Source organism: Clostridium manihotivorum (genome assembly GCF_004015185.1).
Taxonomy (GTDB): domain Bacteria; phylum Bacillota; class Clostridia; order Clostridiales; family Clostridiaceae; genus Clostridium_AR; species Clostridium_AR manihotivorum.
Genome location: NZ_CP025746.1, coordinates 2594583 through 2613258 on the forward strand (window position 1 = coordinate 2594583; position 18676 = coordinate 2613258).

Sequence of the window (18676 nt, forward strand, 5' to 3'; positions counted from 1 at the left end):
CTAAATTATTGCAAATACTAATCATTTTGAATTGAATATATAATTATTTGATATATTAATAAAGCTCTTAAGTACACCATTCATTTTTAAGCTATTATTAACTACAAACCTAACCTCTAACTCACTAAAACCATCCTCTAAGTCGTAAATAAAAAACTTATTGCTTTCTGGTAAAATACTTTTAGGCAGAAGGGATATTCCTAAACCTTCTCCAATACTTCTAATAATAGATTCTAATGAGTCAAATTCAAGAATATGAGCCTTAGAATTGCTATAAACTAACCATTTTTGCAGTAGCTTACGATAAGGACAATCTATATCTGAAGCTACTATTACTGGACAAGTTAACTTGTTAATATCAGTAATTTCTTTAGAAGATACTAGTGCAAGCTCTTCCTTAAAAGTAAAAACTTCTTTAATTTTTGAAGAGGAAAACTCACCAGATATAAAAGCCCCATCTAATTCACCTTCCATAAGCATGTCTAGCAGAATTTTTTGTTTTTCTGTCTTTAATGTTAAAGACACTTCAGGCTTTTCGGCGTAGAATAATGAAAATATTTTAGGTAAAATGGCTGCAGAAATAGTCTGAGTAGCACCTATTTTAATAGTAGGATGAAGCTTATCAGGAACAAACTCAGCATCAAGTTCATCAAATAACTGAAGAATTTTATCTGCATATGTAAGCAATTTTTCTCCGCTAGGAGTAATTATTGTACCTTTATTGTTTCTTATGAATAGGGTAGTGTTCAACCTATGTTCAAGCAGCTTAATTCTCATGGTTATGTTTGACTGTGCATAGCCAAGCTTTAAAGCAGCTTTTGATATAGATCTTTCATAAGCAACAGTTTGAAATATTTTTAAATCATTAATTTCCATAGTATAGAAACCTTTCATTGAAGCTAAATTATTCTTGCCATCACTATTAGTGATATGAAATATTATTTATAAGTATTATACAATTTAAATATGGAGAGTTAAACTGTAAGTGTAAAAACTATTATGAGGCAAGATAGAGAATTTGAGTAATACTTATTTGAGGCTCTGTTAAATTGCCCTGTTGAAATTAAGTTGTCAGTGATTCTTATGCATTAATGAGCTTGTGCTAATAGCTTGCTCATAGGGCATGACTACTTAATTTAAAAATCCAGGTCCCATAGATTTTAGATATGCATAAAGCAAGTAAAAACAAAAAGGGAGGAAAAAAGCAATGATAGCATCACAATATAAAATAGTACTACCTAGTGATTATGATATGAATATAATAAGACAAAGAGTTAAAAACAACGGCTATAAAACAGATGGTTTTGAAGACTTAAAGTTTAAGTTATACCTAACAACAGAAAAAGGCAAAAACAGTAATTTGCAAAATAGTTATTGTCCTTTATACCTTTGGAAGGATAGCAATGGAATAAATAAGTTCTTGTTCAATGGGTTTTATGACAATATAATAGCTTCTTTTGGTTGGCAAAAGGTAAATGTAGGAATACCATTGATTGATACAACAACTAGCAAAATTAAAGATAGCAAATATGTACTTGAGATAACAAGAGAAATAAGATTACAACATAGTCTTAATAATTTTAAGAATAAGGTAGAAGAGGAAATTGCCAAAATTAAAAATGCAGAGTATATAGTTATCTATAGCCCTGACAAGTGGAAATATAGTGTGTTTTATTTTTTAGACGCCTTAGATACTGAAAAATTAGTAGAAGGAATAGTCTACGATATACTTCATATATCTGAAGGAAAACTATAACTATGACTCTTATTTGTGAAATCTCTATTTTAAAAACTTCTCTGAAAACATATGATATATGTTAAGTAAATTAAAGATCTCCGAGTTAAGTGGTATATATCTAATAAATATAATTAATGAGTTTCCAGTAGTAAAATAGCTGTGATTTATAGTGAAGCAGGATAAGAAACTACTCATATTTATTTAAGAAAAATCTTTGAGCTATAGGCTTTGAGGTGGGCTATGATAATATTTATATATGTACCACTTTGTAATGAATTGTTTTTCAAAGGATAATCTTAAAAATCAGCATAGTTTTAATAATAGATTCTAAATCAAAGATAGGTATTTCTTTAATAAAACAATTGAGATTAGGAGAGAGTAATGGCAGTTTATATTGAGCAGTATAAAAATGATTATAAGCAGGAGATAGAAAAACTTATTGTAGAAGATAGTTTTGTAAGAAAGGATATAATTGCTACATTAGATCTATTTCCACAATATGGGTTGGTCATAAAAGCTGAAAGTGAAGTGCTTGCTGTAGGAGCATTTACTGGTGCTGATAAAAAGAGCAGTATGACATTATATGTAAAGCCAGCAAGGAGAGGAAAAGGTATAGGAACTAAGCTTTTAAAAGCCTTGGAAAACAATATGAGAAATGCTGGAGTAGAGGAGATAGTATGCGATTTTAAGGATAATAAATCAGAGAAAATGTTTTTGTATAAGAATGGATACAAGAGCTGGTTTTACTCAAGCTATATGGTTTATACTGGTGATAAAGTGTCCTTAGATGATTGTGGTATCACAAATTATGATGATAAGGATTATTACAAGTGTCAAAAAATCCTTAGTGAAGCTTTTCATAAAATGCGATTATTTGTAGGAATAAAATCTACCTTGAGCGTTCAAAGTGAGAAACAAAAAAATTACTATAGAGAAAATTCAGAGAACATATTTGTACTAAGAGAGGATAACAACATTGTAGCTGTTACTATACTGGAGGACAATGAAATAGACGGAGTTGCAGTAAGAATAGACATGCAAGGAAAAGGATATGGCAAGAAGATAGTTAGCTATTCTGTTAATAAGCTGCTAGATAGAGGCTTTAAAAATATTGGACTATGGGTTGTTAAAGGAAATCCAGCAAGGTTTTTATACGAAAAATTAGGCTTCAAATCAGAGAGAATGCATGAATTTGTTACTAAAAGTATAAGATAAAGCACTGATATTCTACTAATAGAGTTCACTATATAGCTATAAGGATAAATTCTTATAATAATGTATTTACTGATTTATATGAATTTAACCCTGAAAGTTATTTTATTTAATATAGTTGAACTCCTCAGTAAAAACTTTTAGATGACTATAATCTTAATAGATCCCTCATATTATCACCTAAAATCAACTTCTTTTCATGGCTTGATATGGCTAGGCTTTTAACGTTAGAAATTACGTTGCTAAGATTATTTTTGCCATAGGGAGTATCCGAGCCCATAATTACTTTTTCTGCACCAAATTTATTTACGCAAGTTAAAATCTTAGTTTTAGGGACTAGTTGTGGGCAGGATATATCAAAAAATACATTTGGAAACACTACATTAGATTCCATAAAAACTTCTAAACCAATCAAATGACCGATAATAAAGTTTGTGTCTCTATGTTGGCTAATTAATTGAAGCATATCCATAACATCTTTTTTGGAAGTAAGGTGAATAAATATAGGCAGATCTTTACTGGCAGCCCAATCAGATATTTCATGCATATAGTTTTCCTTCAAATTAAATTTGTTAATGCATTGATGCAATTTTATGCCTTTAAAGTTATACCGGTCATATTTCTCATCTAGCTTTGTCAATATGCTTCCTTCCGCAGGATCAATCCAATAAAATTGAAGTATTCTATCAGGATATTGCTTAACCAAATTATGAACATATTCATTTCCAAACTCTATTTTCTTAGAAGTTCTATTTAAAGCGTTCACTTTTTTCACAATGGTATTAGTAAAATATATTAAGTTTTCAGGATGCTTCTCAGCAAATTTAGAGAAAAAGGATAAGTCTTGGTTTTTGTTACTATTGAGTTGAGGGGTACTAGCTAGCACCACATAATCTACATTATTTTCATTTAGGCTTTTTATAATATCAAGAGCCTTGCAAAAGTCTCCAGCAGCATGAGCATGACCATCTATTATCATTTATTAAAGCTCCTTTCTAGTTAGTGATTCTGATAACATATCAATTAAAAGCTTAATAGACTGATTGTAGGTTTCAACACCAAGTTGATTTTTATGGAAAGATATTGTTAGAACTGAGCGAATTAACCCGGATATGATTTCTGGAGACTTGTCAACTATAATGCCATCCTTAATCCATTTCTCTATCAAAGGCAAAAAGTCAATGAAGTCATTCTTTTTATGGTTAATAAATTTTTCACTTGGCAGTTTTCTAATAAGTATCTCCATTTCATTTTCCATATGCATTCTTTTCATAAATACATTGTTCTCAACCAATTCAAAGAGAGAGGTGAGAAAAGCTTTTAGTATTTCTTGGGGAGTTCCCTTTAAGCAATTACTACCTTCAATTAACGATGATTTGATTAAAGCTTCTTCAAGCTCTAGTATTTCAAAATAGAGTTCTTCTTTCGAAGAAAAGAAATTGTAAAATGAACCTTGAGCTATACCTACAGCCTTTGTTAAATCTTCAATGCTAGTTTTTTTTAGCCCTAAGTTAGTGAATAAAACCTTTCCTTTATCTATAAGTTGAGCTCTGATTAACTCTTTCTGAGTATCATTAAATCCTCGCGGCAAATTTAACACCACCTTATTATTTTGTGTGAAATATATGAATAATTTTATTATTTATTCATACATTCATTTTAAACCTTTTGAAGATATTGTCAATATTGAATAATAATTGATCACCATCTGGAGTAAGCTTTAGAGAGTGGGCGTATTGATTAGAACTACTATATATGAATGTATTAAAAAAATGTGGGTGGGATTTTTTATAACTGCAGAAGTTAAAGACGGTTTCAAATAAAGTTAGTTTATATAATTTTTAAGAATAGTAGATACCAAACTGAAGTAGGCTTTAGAGAGTAAACTATATTAATTAGAACACTAAATACGAATATATTAAATAATTTTGGGTGGGGATTCTCTTTATAAATCCAGCAGGGAAGGTAGTATTTAAGGATGGGCTTTATATATAAGCATACTTAATGCTTTAAAATAAAGACTATGTTTAATATAAGGTAAATATCGCAAAAAAAATTATAGGTGAAATTGCTCGCCTATAATGATAAACATATGAAAATTATAAATTTATTTTGGTAGTAAACAATCTTCCAATTTTTCAGCAATTATGCAATCATGGAATTCACCTGCAAGCTCTTTTGATGACCAAATACCATATTTTATTTCCCTAATAAAAAATCCATTTTCCCAATAAAGGTCTTTTATCTTCTCTTCATCATGAGCAAAACCACCTTCAGGAGTTTCCTTATCTAAAGTATAGGAAGCTTCGTTTATCTTATAGTTTATGTTCAAATAAGCCTTATCTGTTTTAATCTGATTCTCTATAAATTTATTATACAAATTAAAAGAAGATATAAAAAGACCGCCTTTTTTCAATACTCTATGAATTTCTTTTAAATATGCATCTATATCTGCCAAGTACATATGAGTAAATACAGACCACATTATCACAGTATCCACTGATTCATTCTCTACAGGAAAAACAATATCTTGGCATTTCAATTTTCCATCTCTTGAATATGCTCCGTTGTAAGCGTCTACAAATTCAAATTGAAAATTGTTATTTACTGTAGATATGTTATCCTCACAATAAGAAAGCAGTAGCTTATTGCTGTCTATTCCGATGTATTTGCCTTGCTCATTTAAGTAATTCAAAAAATGAATGGCTATTCTTCCACAGCCACATCCAATATCAAGTATCTTTTGCTCAGGCTTAATAGATAGCCACTGAATGATTTTTTCTGCCTGCTCCTTTCCTAAATTAAGATAATATTCCGTATCATCAAAGGGACCTGTCCAGTTTCTAATTTCAGGAGCAGGAATAAGTTTATTAATTTCCATAATTACCTCCACATATTAAAGTCACACAATGAAATTCTAACCACGCTATATTTTAATATTGTCCATTAGAATATAGATTTGGAACACGTCCATTATAACTTTGTCTACATATTATTACAATATATCGGTGAGAGCTGCTTCATATTTTCTAGATAGTTTTTACAATTCATTTGAGGTGATTTGGCTACATGATACTGAATACCACCATATAGTAAGCATTAGAGAGTGAACCTCATTAATTAGAATTACTATATGCGAATGTATTAAAAAAATGTGGGTGAAGCTTTTTTTATTGCAAGCAGTAAAGTAAGGCACATTTCGCGAGCGATATAATTTAAACTACAGAGTAGGGGAAAAAAGCTTACTTTGGCAAACTCCCAGTAAAATAGCTATGAATCAAATTATTATCATCTTCCATAAGTTTATTTAAAAATGAAAGGTGAACACCTGCATATATTTCCATATTAAGGTCTAGCTCTTTCTGCTGAATAAGTTTCCCTCCACTGTTTAGAAAATCTATTAAATGAAGCTTTTTTGTGCAAATATACCTTATGTCATCTTCTTTTAGGAATATCAATCCATGAGCTTCTGACGATGGTTTGGGTTCTTCCTCAGTATGTGATAGAAAAACAGCGGTTGAACGAGAGTTATCTCCAGTTATAATTAATGGCTTAATATCCCATTGTAATTTATTTGATATGTCGCAGTAATTGGTATCTGCCCAATTGGCTTTATAAAATGTATTTGGAGCATTAAACAAGCTTACTTCAACTGCCCCTTCTTCTTTAATTTCTCTTTCTAAGGCCTGTAGCAAGCTTTCATCCTTTTCTATATGGCCGCCTAGCCGCATAATGCCTAACCTTTTCCCTGTGTTGTCTGGGCCAATCATAAATACTAGTGTATCTTGATAAAAAATAAATGAGCCTACAGTTTTAAAAGCATTCAATACACTTAATTCAAACATTCCAAGTCCCTCCTTTAGATAATGGCTTTAATAAATAATAGTGTTGATAATAAAGCAAGCTTATAGGAAATTTATTATTACCTTTACTTATTTCAGAAGAAACGTCTTTAGTAAAGGTTAAATTACCGTGATTATATTTAGGGCTGCTACTAGTTAAACCTGTTAAAATAAAGCAACTCATCACAATAATTAAGATGAAAAATTTTAATGAGGCTTTCATATAAGTACCTCTATTGGTTTGATAACTTATATTATACCATTTTATAGTTTGAATTCTAAATATTTAAATTAATGGGTTATTATATGATTAATATTTAATGCTATTAAAGGGATTGAAGTAATTATATATAAGAAACTTTCCTATATGAAAAGTCTTTAATTTTATATGATTATGAGATTCTATTATTAGGCTTTTAATCTTTATGCTTTCTTTTTCTGTAATGAAGAGTCTATTCAATTTAAACAAGCATATGTATTTGGCAATATAATTGGTTGCACCACTATGAATAACAGTTTATACTTTCTAAATCTCGCCTCAGAAGCCAGAGAAATTAAAAAATTGATTTATGGTAAAATCCATATATATCTAATAACAGCTAATTTAAACTAATAGATAGTAAAATTAAATACTTTGTTAAGCTGCTGTAATAAAAGATAGAGTTAAAGATTAATAAAATTTAGAAAATATGATATAATTAGGTCATATATGGATATCGTAGCGAGTAAATTTCAAATAGTATTCCTTTAGAGAGCTAAAATACATGATTTACAGGTGCGAAATACTTAGGGGGATGAAAGATTATGAATGATTTTCTATATAGGCTATTACCAATGGTATTAGCCTAAACAATAAGTCAGGTGATTTATGTAAAAATTAATGAAAAATATAATATGAATAGTAGAATTAGTTTAAGCCTACACATAAAACAAGAATGGTTAGCCTTCTTTAGTTTTTGCGCTACATTACTAGTTATGTTGATAATAGGAGTATTAGGAATTTACATAATTGACGTACCAACTACTTCGTATTTCGTATTTGGGGGAATGATGACTGGTGTTACAGTTGGAATGAAGGTTGGAAAATAAATCAGTTTTTACTTCACAGAGGAAACTCTATTCTCATTGTAAAAAGTTTTTGGGCATAGGAAACCAAATATAAGTTTGAACTTTTTAATTATTTTCCAGTAATTAATATTTATATATGAGGAGGCAGAGATCAATGTCTATAATTGAAGGCTTAGAAACGACATTTAATGATGTGTATGCTGAATACGACAAATGGAGACCAATTTATGTTGCAGAATTATATGAAGATATTATGCAATATAAGCAAATCAATTCATCAAGTAAGGTGCTTGAAGTAGGTATTGGAACAGGGCAAGCTACCTTACCTATCCTTGATAAAGGTTGTTCCTTAACGGCTATAGAACTTGGAGATAAGTTAGCAGAGTACACAAAGCAAAAATTCAGTAAATATAGAAACTTTAATATCAAAAATATTGCTTTTCAAGATTATCAATGTCCACCTAATTCATACGATATGATCTATTCAGCTTCTGCTTTTCATTGGATACCTGAAGAAATAGGATATACAAAGGTATATGAAATGTTAAAAAGCGGGGGAATATTTGCTCGTTTTGCTAATCATCCCTACAAAGATAAAGGAAAAGAAGCTATGCATATCGCTATGCAAGAGGTATATTCAGAATATATGCCAGCTGTGCCCCCTTCACCAGAATATAGCGAAAAACAGTGTAAAGAAAGAGCTGATATCAGTAAAAAATATGGATTTATTGATGTGAAATACAAATTATATCACAGAACAAGAACCTTTACTTCACAAGAGTATATACATCTTCTTGGAACATATTCAGACCACATAGCAATAGAAGAAACTAAGCGAAAAGAGTTTTTTAGTAAAATAAAGAATGCAATTGACAATTATGGAGGAGAGATTACCCTTTATGATACCATAGATTTGCAGCTTGCAAGAAAACCTTAACAGGTCTTATGAGCATTGTGAACAGATGCCACAAGAAATACAGGTAATTCATTGGTTAAAGTTATCCGTTTAGATGAGTATATTAATACAGTTCAATAAATAAAGTATGTATGAAAGAAGAGTTACTTTATTTTTATTCAAAGAATATAGAGTTATTTGTGCAAAATGATTTAGACCAGTTGACGCTTATTTGAAAATTACCACTGGATAAGGATTCCTGTGGTAATTTTTTTGACTATGCTTTTAATATAGTATTGAAAATAGCTTGTACTTAAAGATATATAAAGGGTTCTTATGGTGAAAACAATTTATTTGTGTTCTTTTAATTCATCCATTGTGAAGAGTGCTTTTAACTCCAAGCCTGATTCTTTAAGTTTTTTTCTTCCCTCAGGGTTTCTCTCTATAACGCATAAAACATTTTCTAATTTTGCCCCAAAGCCTATTAGATCCTCTGCACTTAATAATATTTGGCCACCTGTTGTGACAACATCTTCTATAATGCATACTTTTTTATTTCTAAAGTCCATTCCTTCTGCCAGCTTGCATGTACCATATTCTTTAGCTTTTTTTCTTACAAATACTACTGGAATGCCTGTTTCGATAGATAAGGCTGTTGCTATTGGAATTCCGCCCATCTCTAAACCGGCTAAAACTTCGGTACCTTCTGGTATCTGCTTAGCGAGATGCTTAGCAATTGCTTTCAAAATTTCTGGATTAGATTCGAATAAATATTTATCAAAATACTCATTCGAAATTTGCCCAGACCTTAATTTAAAAGTTCCCTCTAAATGTGCTACTTCAAAAATTGATTTACATAAATCTTCTTTTTTCAATTTTAAATCCTCCAAATACTTTCTTTATATAGATAAACCAGTTCCAAATGAAATATGTATTTACAATTCAATTCCCATTAATAGTTAACAAAAATATCACTTAGTTTTATTAGATTGAAGTGGTTTATCTATTCCTCTGAACTGATAAACTACTTCAATCCTTGGATTCCAAATAAATATTTCGATGCTTGTACGAATCTTTATTTTGATAAATTCTAATAAGAAGTAGTTTATCTATAGATGTACTACTTCTTAATAAACTACTACTACTCATCATATTTGTTTTTTTAATGATTATTATAACATATTTTACAAAGTATAACATATATATGCGGGCTGTAGCTAACAGTTTTTCTAATAAATATTAAAATTCAACACAATTAGAGATATGTATATCCTTATAAAATGCCTAAATACAAATTGGACAATCAGTAAAGCTATAAGATTTATCTTAGATTTTACTAAATAGTTCTTATAGCAGCTTTATAACTTTAGTCTTAACAATACTTAATGATTTTTAGTTAAGGTATTAAACATTTTATAGGGCAAGAGTTATAACAACATTTTTTAAATACATACCAATATAGAGCTGAATATATATACAGCTTCATAATCTCAAAATTCTCTTTCACAACCTAGAGGAAAATTGAAAATAGATTTCAGACTGAAGTGGCATATTTTTAAGAAGAGTATATGGTCAATGCCTTCAATTTACTTGATAGATAGACACATAAACTTAGAAATGCATAGTAGGTAAGAAGTTTCACCATAAGTTCATAGTAGGTTTGATGAAATAGTAGATGGAATTACAAGATTGTAACTATATAAAACAAATATGGAATATGATGGTTTATAACTGTATAATGAATATATGCCTAAGTAAGTATTAAATAATTTGATTAAGCAGTACTTACAGGATTTTAGGCTGTAAGAATTTGATTGTAAAATGGGGGAGAAGATTATGAAAACATTATTGCTTTTAGCCAAGGGCTTTGAAACCATGGAGTTTAGTGCTTTTGTGGATGTTTTGGGTTGGGCAAGGAATGATTATGGATATGATGTGCAAGTTGAAACCTGTGGATTTAACAGAGAGGTAATGAGTACTTTTAATATTCCTATATTGGTAGATCGGTTAATAGATGATATAAAAGTTGATGAATATGATGCATTGGCCATTCCAGGAGGGTTTGAGGAGTATGGATTCTATGAAGAAGCATATGACGAAAAGTTCTTAAACATAATTAGACAATTTGAAGCTGATGGAAAAATTATTGCAACTATTTGTGTTGCAGCCTTACCATTAGGGAAAAGTGGAGTGTTGAACAATCGTAAAGCAACAACTTATCATTTGAACGATAGGTATCGTCAAAAGCAGCTAGCAGAGTTTGCTGTAAATGTAGTTAATGAGCCTATAGTAATAGATAAGAATATTATTACCTCATATTGTCCACAGACAGCATCAGGAGTTGCCTTTAAACTATTGCAATTATTGACATCCAAGGAACAGATGGAAAAAGTTAAAAAAGCAATGGGATTTTAATGGTAGTTCTGTGTCTGAATAATTAATAAAATTAACTTGTTATTACGTTCTTCTCCAATTTTTCAAATCAACTAATAATTTATATATAGGTATACTTTATTAAAATTTAATTTATAAATGTCCGATGATCAAGGCTTTTAGGGATTAGATAATCCTGGTTTGTGAGGTATCATCAGGTATGTATAAATTAATAGTTGTCGGATACCTATAAGAGGAGGAAAGATCAATGGCTACAATTGAAGGATTAGAAACAACCTTTAATGACATGTATGCGGAATATGACAAATGGAGACCAACCTATGTTGCAGAATTATATGAAGATATTTTTCAATATAAGGAAATCAATTCATCAAGTAAGGTGCTTGAAGTGGGTATTGGAACAGGGCAAGCTACATTACCTATTCTTCAGAAAGGCTGTTCTATAACAGCTATAGAATTAGGAGATAAGTTAGCAGAGTATACAAAACAAAAATTTAGCAACTACAAGAACCTTAATGTAGAGAATACTTCTTTTCAAGATTATCAGTGCCCACCTAATTCATATGACATGATATATTCAGCCACTGCTTTTCATTGGATACCTGAAGAACTGGGCTATACAAGGGTATACGAGATGTTAAAAAGCGGTGGAATATTTGCTCGCTTTGCCAATCATTCTTACAAAGATAAGGGAAGAGAAGAGATGCATCTTGCTATGCAGGAGGTATATTCACAATATATGCCATCAAACGTCCTTGGACCAGAATACAGCGAAGAAAAGTGCAAAAAAAGAGCAGAAATCAGTAGGAAATATGGATTTGTTGATATAAAATACAAGCTATATCACAGAACAAGAACCTTTAGTTCACAAGAGTATATCAATTTTATAGGCACATATTCAGAATATATTGCAATGGAAAAAACTGAAAGAGAAGAATTCTTCAATAAATTAAAAGATGTAATTGACAGTTACGGAGGAAAAATTACCGTTTACGATACCCTAGACTTGCAGCTTGCAAGAAAACCTTAAATGATATTATTAAAAAAATAAAATTTTTCTTATATAGATGTACCGATTCATGTTAAAATCTATATTTTTAAACCCTGCGATTAGAATCCAAAGGGCTTTAAAAATAGTTTTTCAGTTGAAGGGTACATCTTTATAGGGTTCACAGATCAGATTTTAAGTTATAAGTTTTAATTTTAATAGATTTTGAAACACTTTTAGATTAGGCTATGTTTCAGTACGGTACTTTAAAAAAGCCTTATATTAGCAAATGTAGTAAGTGAATTATTTGGCTGGAATAATATTAGATAAAAGAGTTTGGGGCAATGAGTTTAAGACAACAGAAAAAAATATTTTCTAAGTGTTAAAGTATCATCCTCTTGGAGCATACATTATAACAATAACCCCAAGCAATACAATTATACCGCCAATTAAGTCAAATTTATCTGGAAGTATATTATCAACTTTCCATCCCCAAAGAATTGAAAGTACAATAAATACGCCGCCATAAGTTGCATACACTCTTCCGAAGTTTGAATTTTGAGGCTGTAAGGTAGGAATAATGCCATATAATATTAACACCACAGCTCCTATAATTCCATACCAAAAGCTTTTACCATCACGTAACCACAACCAAATAAGGTAGCCTCCACCTATCTCAAATATACCTGCTAATATAAAATAAAATATTGATTTTATAATTTCCACTGCTGTATCTCCTTGCTATGTAACTTTCTTAGTTTCAATATCTTAAAATAATTCCATACCATTATACCTCATGAGTAGGGATGGCTCCAATATACTCTAAATTATATATTAGATAGCCTAGGTTGGTGAAGTTAAACATAATTTCTTTAAAATAATCAATTAAAAATTATTCTAAATCAAGTCTGTACATATACTCATCGTATATGATGTGAGTACCCATTTTTTTAAAAGTCCCTTCTTTTTCAACATAAAAGTTAAGTTTCTTTAATACAGCATTTGAACCTAAATTTTCTTTTGCCACAGCAGCGGTTATTTTCTTAGCACCACTGAAATGACAAAAATCAATTAGTGCCTTTATCATTTCTGTAGCATAGCCTTGATGCCAATAGTTTTTATGAATGGCATAGCCTAAATCCCAATGCTTTTGATCTTCGCTTGGAACGGCACTGCATGTTCCAATATAGTGACCAGTTTGTTTTGAAACAGCAATAAAGTAATAGCAACCAGCATAAATTTCTACAGTTTCTTTCCATTTCAAGTATGCATCAGTTGCTTTTTCACGGGGTGGGTCTGATAAATATTTCCCCATTTCATCATCCAACCAGATATCCAAACAAAAATCAGCATCTTCGGTCTTAGTTCTCTTAATAATTAATCTATTTGTTTCTAAATTTTCTTTCATAGTAATTAGTCCCCTTTGTTATTAGCATAATGAATAATAAAATATTATTGCAAATCATACTAAGTTCTGCTTGATGCTTATTATACCATATTTTACAAAGTATAACAGAGAGGGTGCAAGTGGTGGTTAAATATTCTTCTAATAAATATTAAAACTCAACACAATTTAAAAGACATATATACTGTATATAAAACTTCAGATACAATTGGACAAACGAAGTATTGAACTTAGTCTATGCTTGTTTGAAAAACGTTGGCTCTAGGGATTTTCAAGTATGTATAAATTAATAGTTGAGTTATTAACTGAATAACTATTGTATTAAACATACTTAATGATTTTAAGTTGAAGTATTAAACATTTTACAGAGAAAAAGCAGTAACAACATTTTTTAAATACATAGCAATATAGGGCTGAATATATGAATGCGCCACTAAGATAGCAATGTATTTTCAAAGCCCCTTTAGATTATAAAATGGAGAGTGGAAAATATAAATTCAATTAAAAAGTGATAGATTATTTCAGAATAAAACTTCGTTGACTTATCGCAAGCTTTATTTTAAGTTCAAGGATTGAATTAGTATGTCTGTTCAGATTACTTAATCCATACCAATAAAAGGTTTAGGCTATGTTTAATTTCAACACAGCACTTTAACAGAGCTAAAGCTTTAAATGTACGCAAAACACAAGGAATGTTTAACCTCACATCAACCCTATGATGAAACTATTGCAATAAGCAGTATATCTAAAAAAATATCATTGTTACATAAAAACAAATATGGTAACTTTTTCTTAAGAGTTATATAATTGAACAGTGTGATATCATAATGGATCAATTTAAAACAACTAATACTTGTATAAAAATGAGCCCTAAAAACCAAATTCTACGATTATATAATTAAGAAGGAAGTGATTTTCATGGATTTTAGAAAGGTTTTTAACAATATTCCTGAAGAATTTGACAAGTGGAGGACCAGATATTGCGATGAAGTTTTCGCTGACATTATACAGCATTCAAAGCTTGGTCAAGGAAAGGCAACTCTTGAGATTGGACCAGGTACAGGGCAAGCTACAGAGCCTATATTGAAGACAGGCTGCAATTATTTAGCCATTGAACTTGGGGAAAAGCTTGCGGAGTATACGAAAAATAAGTTTAGCTCTTATGATAATTTTCATATTGTAAATGCTGATTTTGAAACCTATGATTTTGGACATGATCAGTTTGATTTGGTTTATTCAGCTGCAACTATTCAGTGGATACCGGAGGAGATTGCTTTTCCAAAAGTCTATCATATGCTAAAAAGCAATGGAACCTTTGCCATGATGTTTACTAAAACCGATGAGAAAAGTGCTAATGAGCTTTTATATATGAAGATGCAGGAGGTCTACGATAAGTATTTTCATCCAGAAACAGATTATACCTGCTACATAGAGTACAATAATACTGAGAAATACGGGTTTACTGATGTTGAATGCCGTCGATATCACAAAACTAGAGAGCTTAATGCTGATGAATATGTGTGTTGGATAAGTACCCATGCTACTCACATAACTCTAAAGGAGCCTGATAGATCAAACTTCTATAATGGCATTAGAGATGTTATTTTGAGTTTTGGCAATAAGATAACTCTTCAGGATACCATAGTTTTATATCTAGCAAGGAAGCCATAACTGCACAGTGATTGATAAAATACTTGTGCTGTTAGGAGGAAGGTTAATCCATTGTTTTACCTGTACGTTATTTTCTTTTGGATAATGATCTTTTATGGCACCTCAGTAATAGACAACTTATTAGGCTTCAAAAACAAATTATCTGTTAATAGTAATCCTTTTTATATAATAGAGCTATTTACATTTGTACTATTCTTAGGTGGACCATTAGGTGAAGAATTGGGCTGGAGAGGATTTTTATTACCAAGACTTCAGAAGAAATTTTATGCCAGCATAATAATTGGTTTTGTATGGACCTTCTGGCACCTGCCGTTATTCTTTATACCAGGTACTGCACAAAATCAAATCCCCTTCTTTCTGTTCCTATTAGAATTTACATGCTTTGCTACTTTGATAACTTGGGTATATAACAAAACAGACGGAAGCTTGCTTTTGACAATTTTATTTCACGGAGCTTTAAACACCACAAGCGGAGTTGTAAATAATTTTGCTGATTTTGTTATTACTCACAAATATACAATTTGCCTAATAATATCTATTATCATGGGGTACTTTGTGGCTAAGATGTTTAAAAAGGATTATAAGAAAGTAGTATTTAATTTAGAAAATAATATATAAATATAAGTTGTGCTAGTTATTGGAAAACAGAATAAGTGATGTAGAACTTGTTTACAGGTGCTGAAATAACTATTTTTACTTTATAGAAATGTGAAGTTGTTAAATTATATTTGTTCAAAGAAAGAGTCTTGCAAAGCCGCAAGACTCTTTCTACTATATTAGATATTTTTTATTAATCACAAATACTAGTTAAGTAGGGAAAGGAGTACCATCTACTTTGCGGAAAGTGAAAAAATAAAATCATCCACCATGGATTGAAAGCTTTCTTCTAAGTCTACTTCACCATGGAAGTATCCAAAGGAATATAAGGATACAAAACCATGTAAAAGACTTCTCAAAGCCCTGCCTTTATGAGCCAATTGGGTTTTATCCTTGATATAAAAATCTAAAATTTGATATATGATGTTTGTGGTTTCCTTTGCTAAAAGGTATACCTTCTCGTCCCCAGTATGGGGAATATTCATGAATAGCCAGTAAGCAGTTCTATTTTCAAGAGCAAACTCTCTATAGGCATTGGAAAACTCTCTAACAGCGGTTTCACCACTTTTACCAATCAATCTTTTGGCTAGCATGGAATTAAGATCATTTAGAAGAGCTATGGTCATTGCTATTTTTAGATCTTCCATATTGTTAAAATGATTATATAAAGAAGGGTATTTTATACCCAGTTGTTCTGCAATTTTAGGGAAAGTGAGATTATTAAGACCTATTTCATCAGATAGTGAAAAAGCAACCTGAATAATCTTTTCCTTTGTTAAGTTTCTCTTTTGCATGAGTATATCGCTCCTTTTAAGTAGTTTTTTTTTAGAGTTTTTATGTAGAAAATTCATTTATACATATTGGAAAATTGCGGGTCCAGGTAATTTTTGCGGCATGCACAACTTAATAGTTGAAGTTGGAATTTTGGATATAGGTAACCTTTATGAGAACTTAATTAATACTTGTTATAAAATAGCATCTTCTGGCGATTTTGTGGCATGTATAAATTAATAGTTGAGGTTGGTTCCCTATAGGTATACTTTACGAAAACTTACTTTAAAAATGTTTGATAATACCGGCTTCAGGACATTATATGGCACGCACGAATTAATGGTTCAAATTGGAATCCTGTAAAAATAGATTACTTATATCAGTAATCTATTTTTTAGCCCCTCGAGCTTCAGAGAGGAGCACTTGAAAATATAAACTTCAGTAAGTGTTAAGTCGATAACAATAGTTTATCATTATATATTGGTTTTATCAAACTATAAATAATAGTTTACAAACTATTATTTATAGTTTATAGTTATTTTGTAAAGTAAGTTGTGTAATTATAAATAGTTTTAATGGTTAAATAAAAAAGTATGTCGTTTGCGCAGAAAATTATATTTTAAGTAAATTTGCTGGGGAAGTAGACATAGGCATAGACGACTTAAATGTAGATATGGGGGAAAGAATCTAAAGGAATTACGGTGTTTATTAGAATTTTTTGCATATATCTCCAAAAAGCAGATGCGTAAAGACTACATATGAAGATGCACAAAAAATACATATAAAGGAGAATATATTTATGCAGATATGGAAGAAGAACTTGTTAGTATGTTGGTTTGGAATGTTCGTAACAGGAGTAGGAATGAGTCAGATCGCACCGGTTATGCCTCTCTATATAAGACATCTTGGTGTTTCTGATAGAGCTTTAATTTCACAAATATCAGGAGTTGCCTTCGGGATAACCTTTATCATTTCAGCTATATTTTCACCTATTTGGGGAAGTGCTGCTGATAAATTTGGACGAAAACCAATGCTGTTAAGGGCAAGCCTTGGCATGGCCATTGTAATAATGCTAATGGGATTTGCACCAAATGTATATGTACTTATTGCATTAAGACTACTACAGGGGACTATCACAGGCTACAGCACGTCTTGCACCACTCTTATTGCAACCCAAACTGACAAAAAAAATGCAGGATATGCTTTAGGTACACTTTCAACTGCTGGTGTTGCAGGGTCACTTATTGGACCAACTATTGGAGGACTTATTGAAGATAGCATAGGACTAAAACCAGTGTTTTTCATAACTGGCGCATTATTGTTTGTAGCTTTTATAACGACTTTATTATTTGTTGAAGAATCCTTTGTTCGTGAGGAGAAAAAGACTGTAAGTACAAAAGAAGTTTGGGCTAGCGTTCCTGAAAAAAGTTTAACTATAGTTTTGTCTGTGACTCTTTTTATAATAACAATGGCATTATATACTATTGAACCAATCATAACTATATATGTAACACATATAAGTAATAATGCAAGTCATATTGCTCTAATATCTGGTTTGGTATTCTCTGCATCAGGCTTTGCAAATATAATTGCTGCACCAAAGTTAGGCAAGCTTTCAGATAAGATAGGAGCTCATAAGATTGTACTAATTGCACTTGTGGCTGCAGGGATAGCCTATATACCTCAGGCTTTTGTAAAGAATCCCTGGCAGCTTATGGCACTTCGCTTCTTAGTAGGTTTGACTTTTGGAGGCTTAAATCCATCTATAAGTACCTTAGTTAAGAAGATTACACCTACTTCTATTACAGGAAGAATCTTTGGCTTTACTGTAGCAGCAGGTTATTTAGGTGTATTTGCCGGTTCAGTTTTAGGAGGACAGGTAGCAGCTAGGTTTGGCATAAGTTATGTTTTCTTTATTACCAGTGCATTGCTATTATTAAATGCAGTTTGGGTTTATTTCAAAGTCTATAAAAAAGTAAATTTTAGTTAAAGAGTTACTATATAGAAACTTAACTTACGCTTGTTAGAAAATACATGCTTCTAGGTACTTTGGAATATGCATAAATTAAGAGTTGAAGTTGAATACCTATATGGA

General features: G+C 30.8%; 19 protein-coding genes. 9 read left to right on the forward strand and 10 right to left on the reverse strand.

Going from position 1 to position 18676, the window contains the following annotated elements; translation table 11 throughout:
• Positions 1–21 precede the first annotated feature (21 nt).
• Positions 22–876: a LysR family transcriptional regulator gene (locus tag C1I91_RS11640; protein ID WP_128213029.1), complete on the reverse strand. Its 855-nt coding sequence runs from the start codon at positions 874–876 to the stop codon at positions 22–24.
• 331 nt (positions 877–1207) lie between these two features.
• Between C1I91_RS11640 and C1I91_RS11645 the strand changes: the two genes are divergently transcribed.
• The gene (locus C1I91_RS11645) at positions 1208–1756 is read left to right on the forward strand and encodes a DUF4865 family protein (RefSeq protein ID WP_128213030.1); all 549 of its coding nucleotides are present in this window, start codon (positions 1208–1210) and stop codon (positions 1754–1756) included.
• A 363-nt stretch (positions 1757–2119) separates the two neighbouring features.
• A complete protein-coding gene (locus C1I91_RS11650; protein ID WP_128213031.1) occupies positions 2120–2953 on the forward strand; it encodes a GNAT family N-acetyltransferase in 834 nt (277 codons plus the stop codon).
• Between the two features lie 145 nt (positions 2954–3098).
• Here C1I91_RS11650 and C1I91_RS11655 read toward each other — a convergent pair whose 3' ends face one another.
• The 5 genes from C1I91_RS11655 to C1I91_RS11675 all read right to left on the reverse strand — a co-directional run bounded on the left by C1I91_RS11655 (position 3099) and on the right by C1I91_RS11675 (position 7015).
• On the reverse strand, positions 3099–3929 hold the full coding sequence (locus C1I91_RS11655) for an amidohydrolase family protein (RefSeq protein ID WP_128213032.1): 831 nt from the start codon (positions 3927–3929) through the stop codon (positions 3099–3101).
• A gap of 3 nt (positions 3930–3932) precedes the next feature.
• The gene (locus C1I91_RS11660) at positions 3933–4541 is read right to left on the reverse strand and encodes a TetR/AcrR family transcriptional regulator (RefSeq protein ID WP_164880509.1); all 609 of its coding nucleotides are present in this window, start codon (positions 4539–4541) and stop codon (positions 3933–3935) included.
• Between the two features lie 516 nt (positions 4542–5057).
• Positions 5058–5831, reverse strand: coding sequence for a class I SAM-dependent methyltransferase (locus tag C1I91_RS11665; protein ID WP_205694306.1), 774 nt, complete (start codon positions 5829–5831; stop codon positions 5058–5060).
• Between the two features lie 361 nt (positions 5832–6192).
• Positions 6193–6795, reverse strand: coding sequence for an NUDIX hydrolase (locus C1I91_RS11670; protein WP_128213034.1), 603 nt, complete (start codon positions 6793–6795; stop codon positions 6193–6195).
• Positions 6788–7015, reverse strand: coding sequence for a hypothetical protein (locus C1I91_RS11675; RefSeq protein WP_128213035.1), 228 nt, complete (start codon positions 7013–7015; stop codon positions 6788–6790). The genes C1I91_RS11670 and C1I91_RS11675 overlap by 8 nt, the downstream gene beginning before the upstream one ends.
• 671 nt (positions 7016–7686) lie before the next feature.
• Between C1I91_RS11675 and C1I91_RS11680 the strand changes: the two genes are divergently transcribed.
• The gene (locus tag C1I91_RS11680) at positions 7687–7881 is read left to right on the forward strand and encodes a hypothetical protein (protein WP_128213036.1); all 195 of its coding nucleotides are present in this window, start codon (positions 7687–7689) and stop codon (positions 7879–7881) included.
• Positions 7882–8014: 133 nt separating this feature from the next.
• A complete protein-coding gene (locus tag C1I91_RS11685; protein WP_128213037.1) occupies positions 8015–8797 on the forward strand; it encodes a class I SAM-dependent methyltransferase in 783 nt (260 codons plus the stop codon).
• A 308-nt stretch (positions 8798–9105) separates the two neighbouring features.
• Here C1I91_RS11685 and pyrE read toward each other — a convergent pair whose 3' ends face one another.
• Positions 9106–9630 (reverse strand): orotate phosphoribosyltransferase, encoded by a 525-nt coding sequence (gene pyrE / locus C1I91_RS11690; protein WP_128213038.1) that lies wholly within the window; start codon positions 9628–9630, stop codon positions 9106–9108.
• Between the two features lie 961 nt (positions 9631–10591).
• Between pyrE and C1I91_RS11695 the strand changes: the two genes are divergently transcribed.
• Positions 10592–11170, forward strand: coding sequence for a DJ-1/PfpI family protein (locus C1I91_RS11695; protein ID WP_128213039.1), 579 nt, complete (start codon positions 10592–10594; stop codon positions 11168–11170).
• Between the two features lie 226 nt (positions 11171–11396).
• Complete coding sequence (locus C1I91_RS11700; RefSeq protein ID WP_128213040.1) at positions 11397–12179, forward strand: class I SAM-dependent methyltransferase; 783 nt, start codon at positions 11397–11399, stop codon at positions 12177–12179.
• Between the two features lie 348 nt (positions 12180–12527).
• Here the strand turns inward: C1I91_RS11700 and C1I91_RS11705 are convergent, their stop codons facing one another.
• Positions 12528–12863, reverse strand: coding sequence for a YnfA family protein (locus C1I91_RS11705; RefSeq protein WP_128213041.1), 336 nt, complete (start codon positions 12861–12863; stop codon positions 12528–12530).
• 166 nt (positions 12864–13029) lie between these two features.
• Positions 13030–13545: a GNAT family N-acetyltransferase gene (locus C1I91_RS11710; RefSeq protein WP_128213042.1), complete on the reverse strand. Its 516-nt coding sequence runs from the start codon at positions 13543–13545 to the stop codon at positions 13030–13032.
• A gap of 915 nt (positions 13546–14460) precedes the next feature.
• Between C1I91_RS11710 and C1I91_RS11715 the strand changes: the two genes are divergently transcribed.
• Positions 14461–15213, forward strand: coding sequence for a methyltransferase domain-containing protein (locus C1I91_RS11715; RefSeq protein ID WP_128213043.1), 753 nt, complete (start codon positions 14461–14463; stop codon positions 15211–15213).
• 51 nt (positions 15214–15264) lie between these two features.
• Positions 15265–15831: a CPBP family intramembrane glutamic endopeptidase gene (locus C1I91_RS11720; RefSeq protein WP_128213044.1), complete on the forward strand. Its 567-nt coding sequence runs from the start codon at positions 15265–15267 to the stop codon at positions 15829–15831.
• A gap of 212 nt (positions 15832–16043) precedes the next feature.
• Here the strand turns inward: C1I91_RS11720 and C1I91_RS11725 are convergent, their stop codons facing one another.
• Positions 16044–16604, reverse strand: coding sequence for a TetR/AcrR family transcriptional regulator (locus C1I91_RS11725; RefSeq protein WP_128213045.1), 561 nt, complete (start codon positions 16602–16604; stop codon positions 16044–16046).
• Positions 16605–17380: 776 nt separating this feature from the next.
• On the opposite strand from C1I91_RS11725, the gene C1I91_RS11730 reads away from it, so the two are divergent.
• Positions 17381–18571: a multidrug efflux MFS transporter gene (locus C1I91_RS11730; protein ID WP_128213046.1), complete on the forward strand. Its 1191-nt coding sequence runs from the start codon at positions 17381–17383 to the stop codon at positions 18569–18571.
• Positions 18572–18676 lie beyond the last annotated feature (105 nt).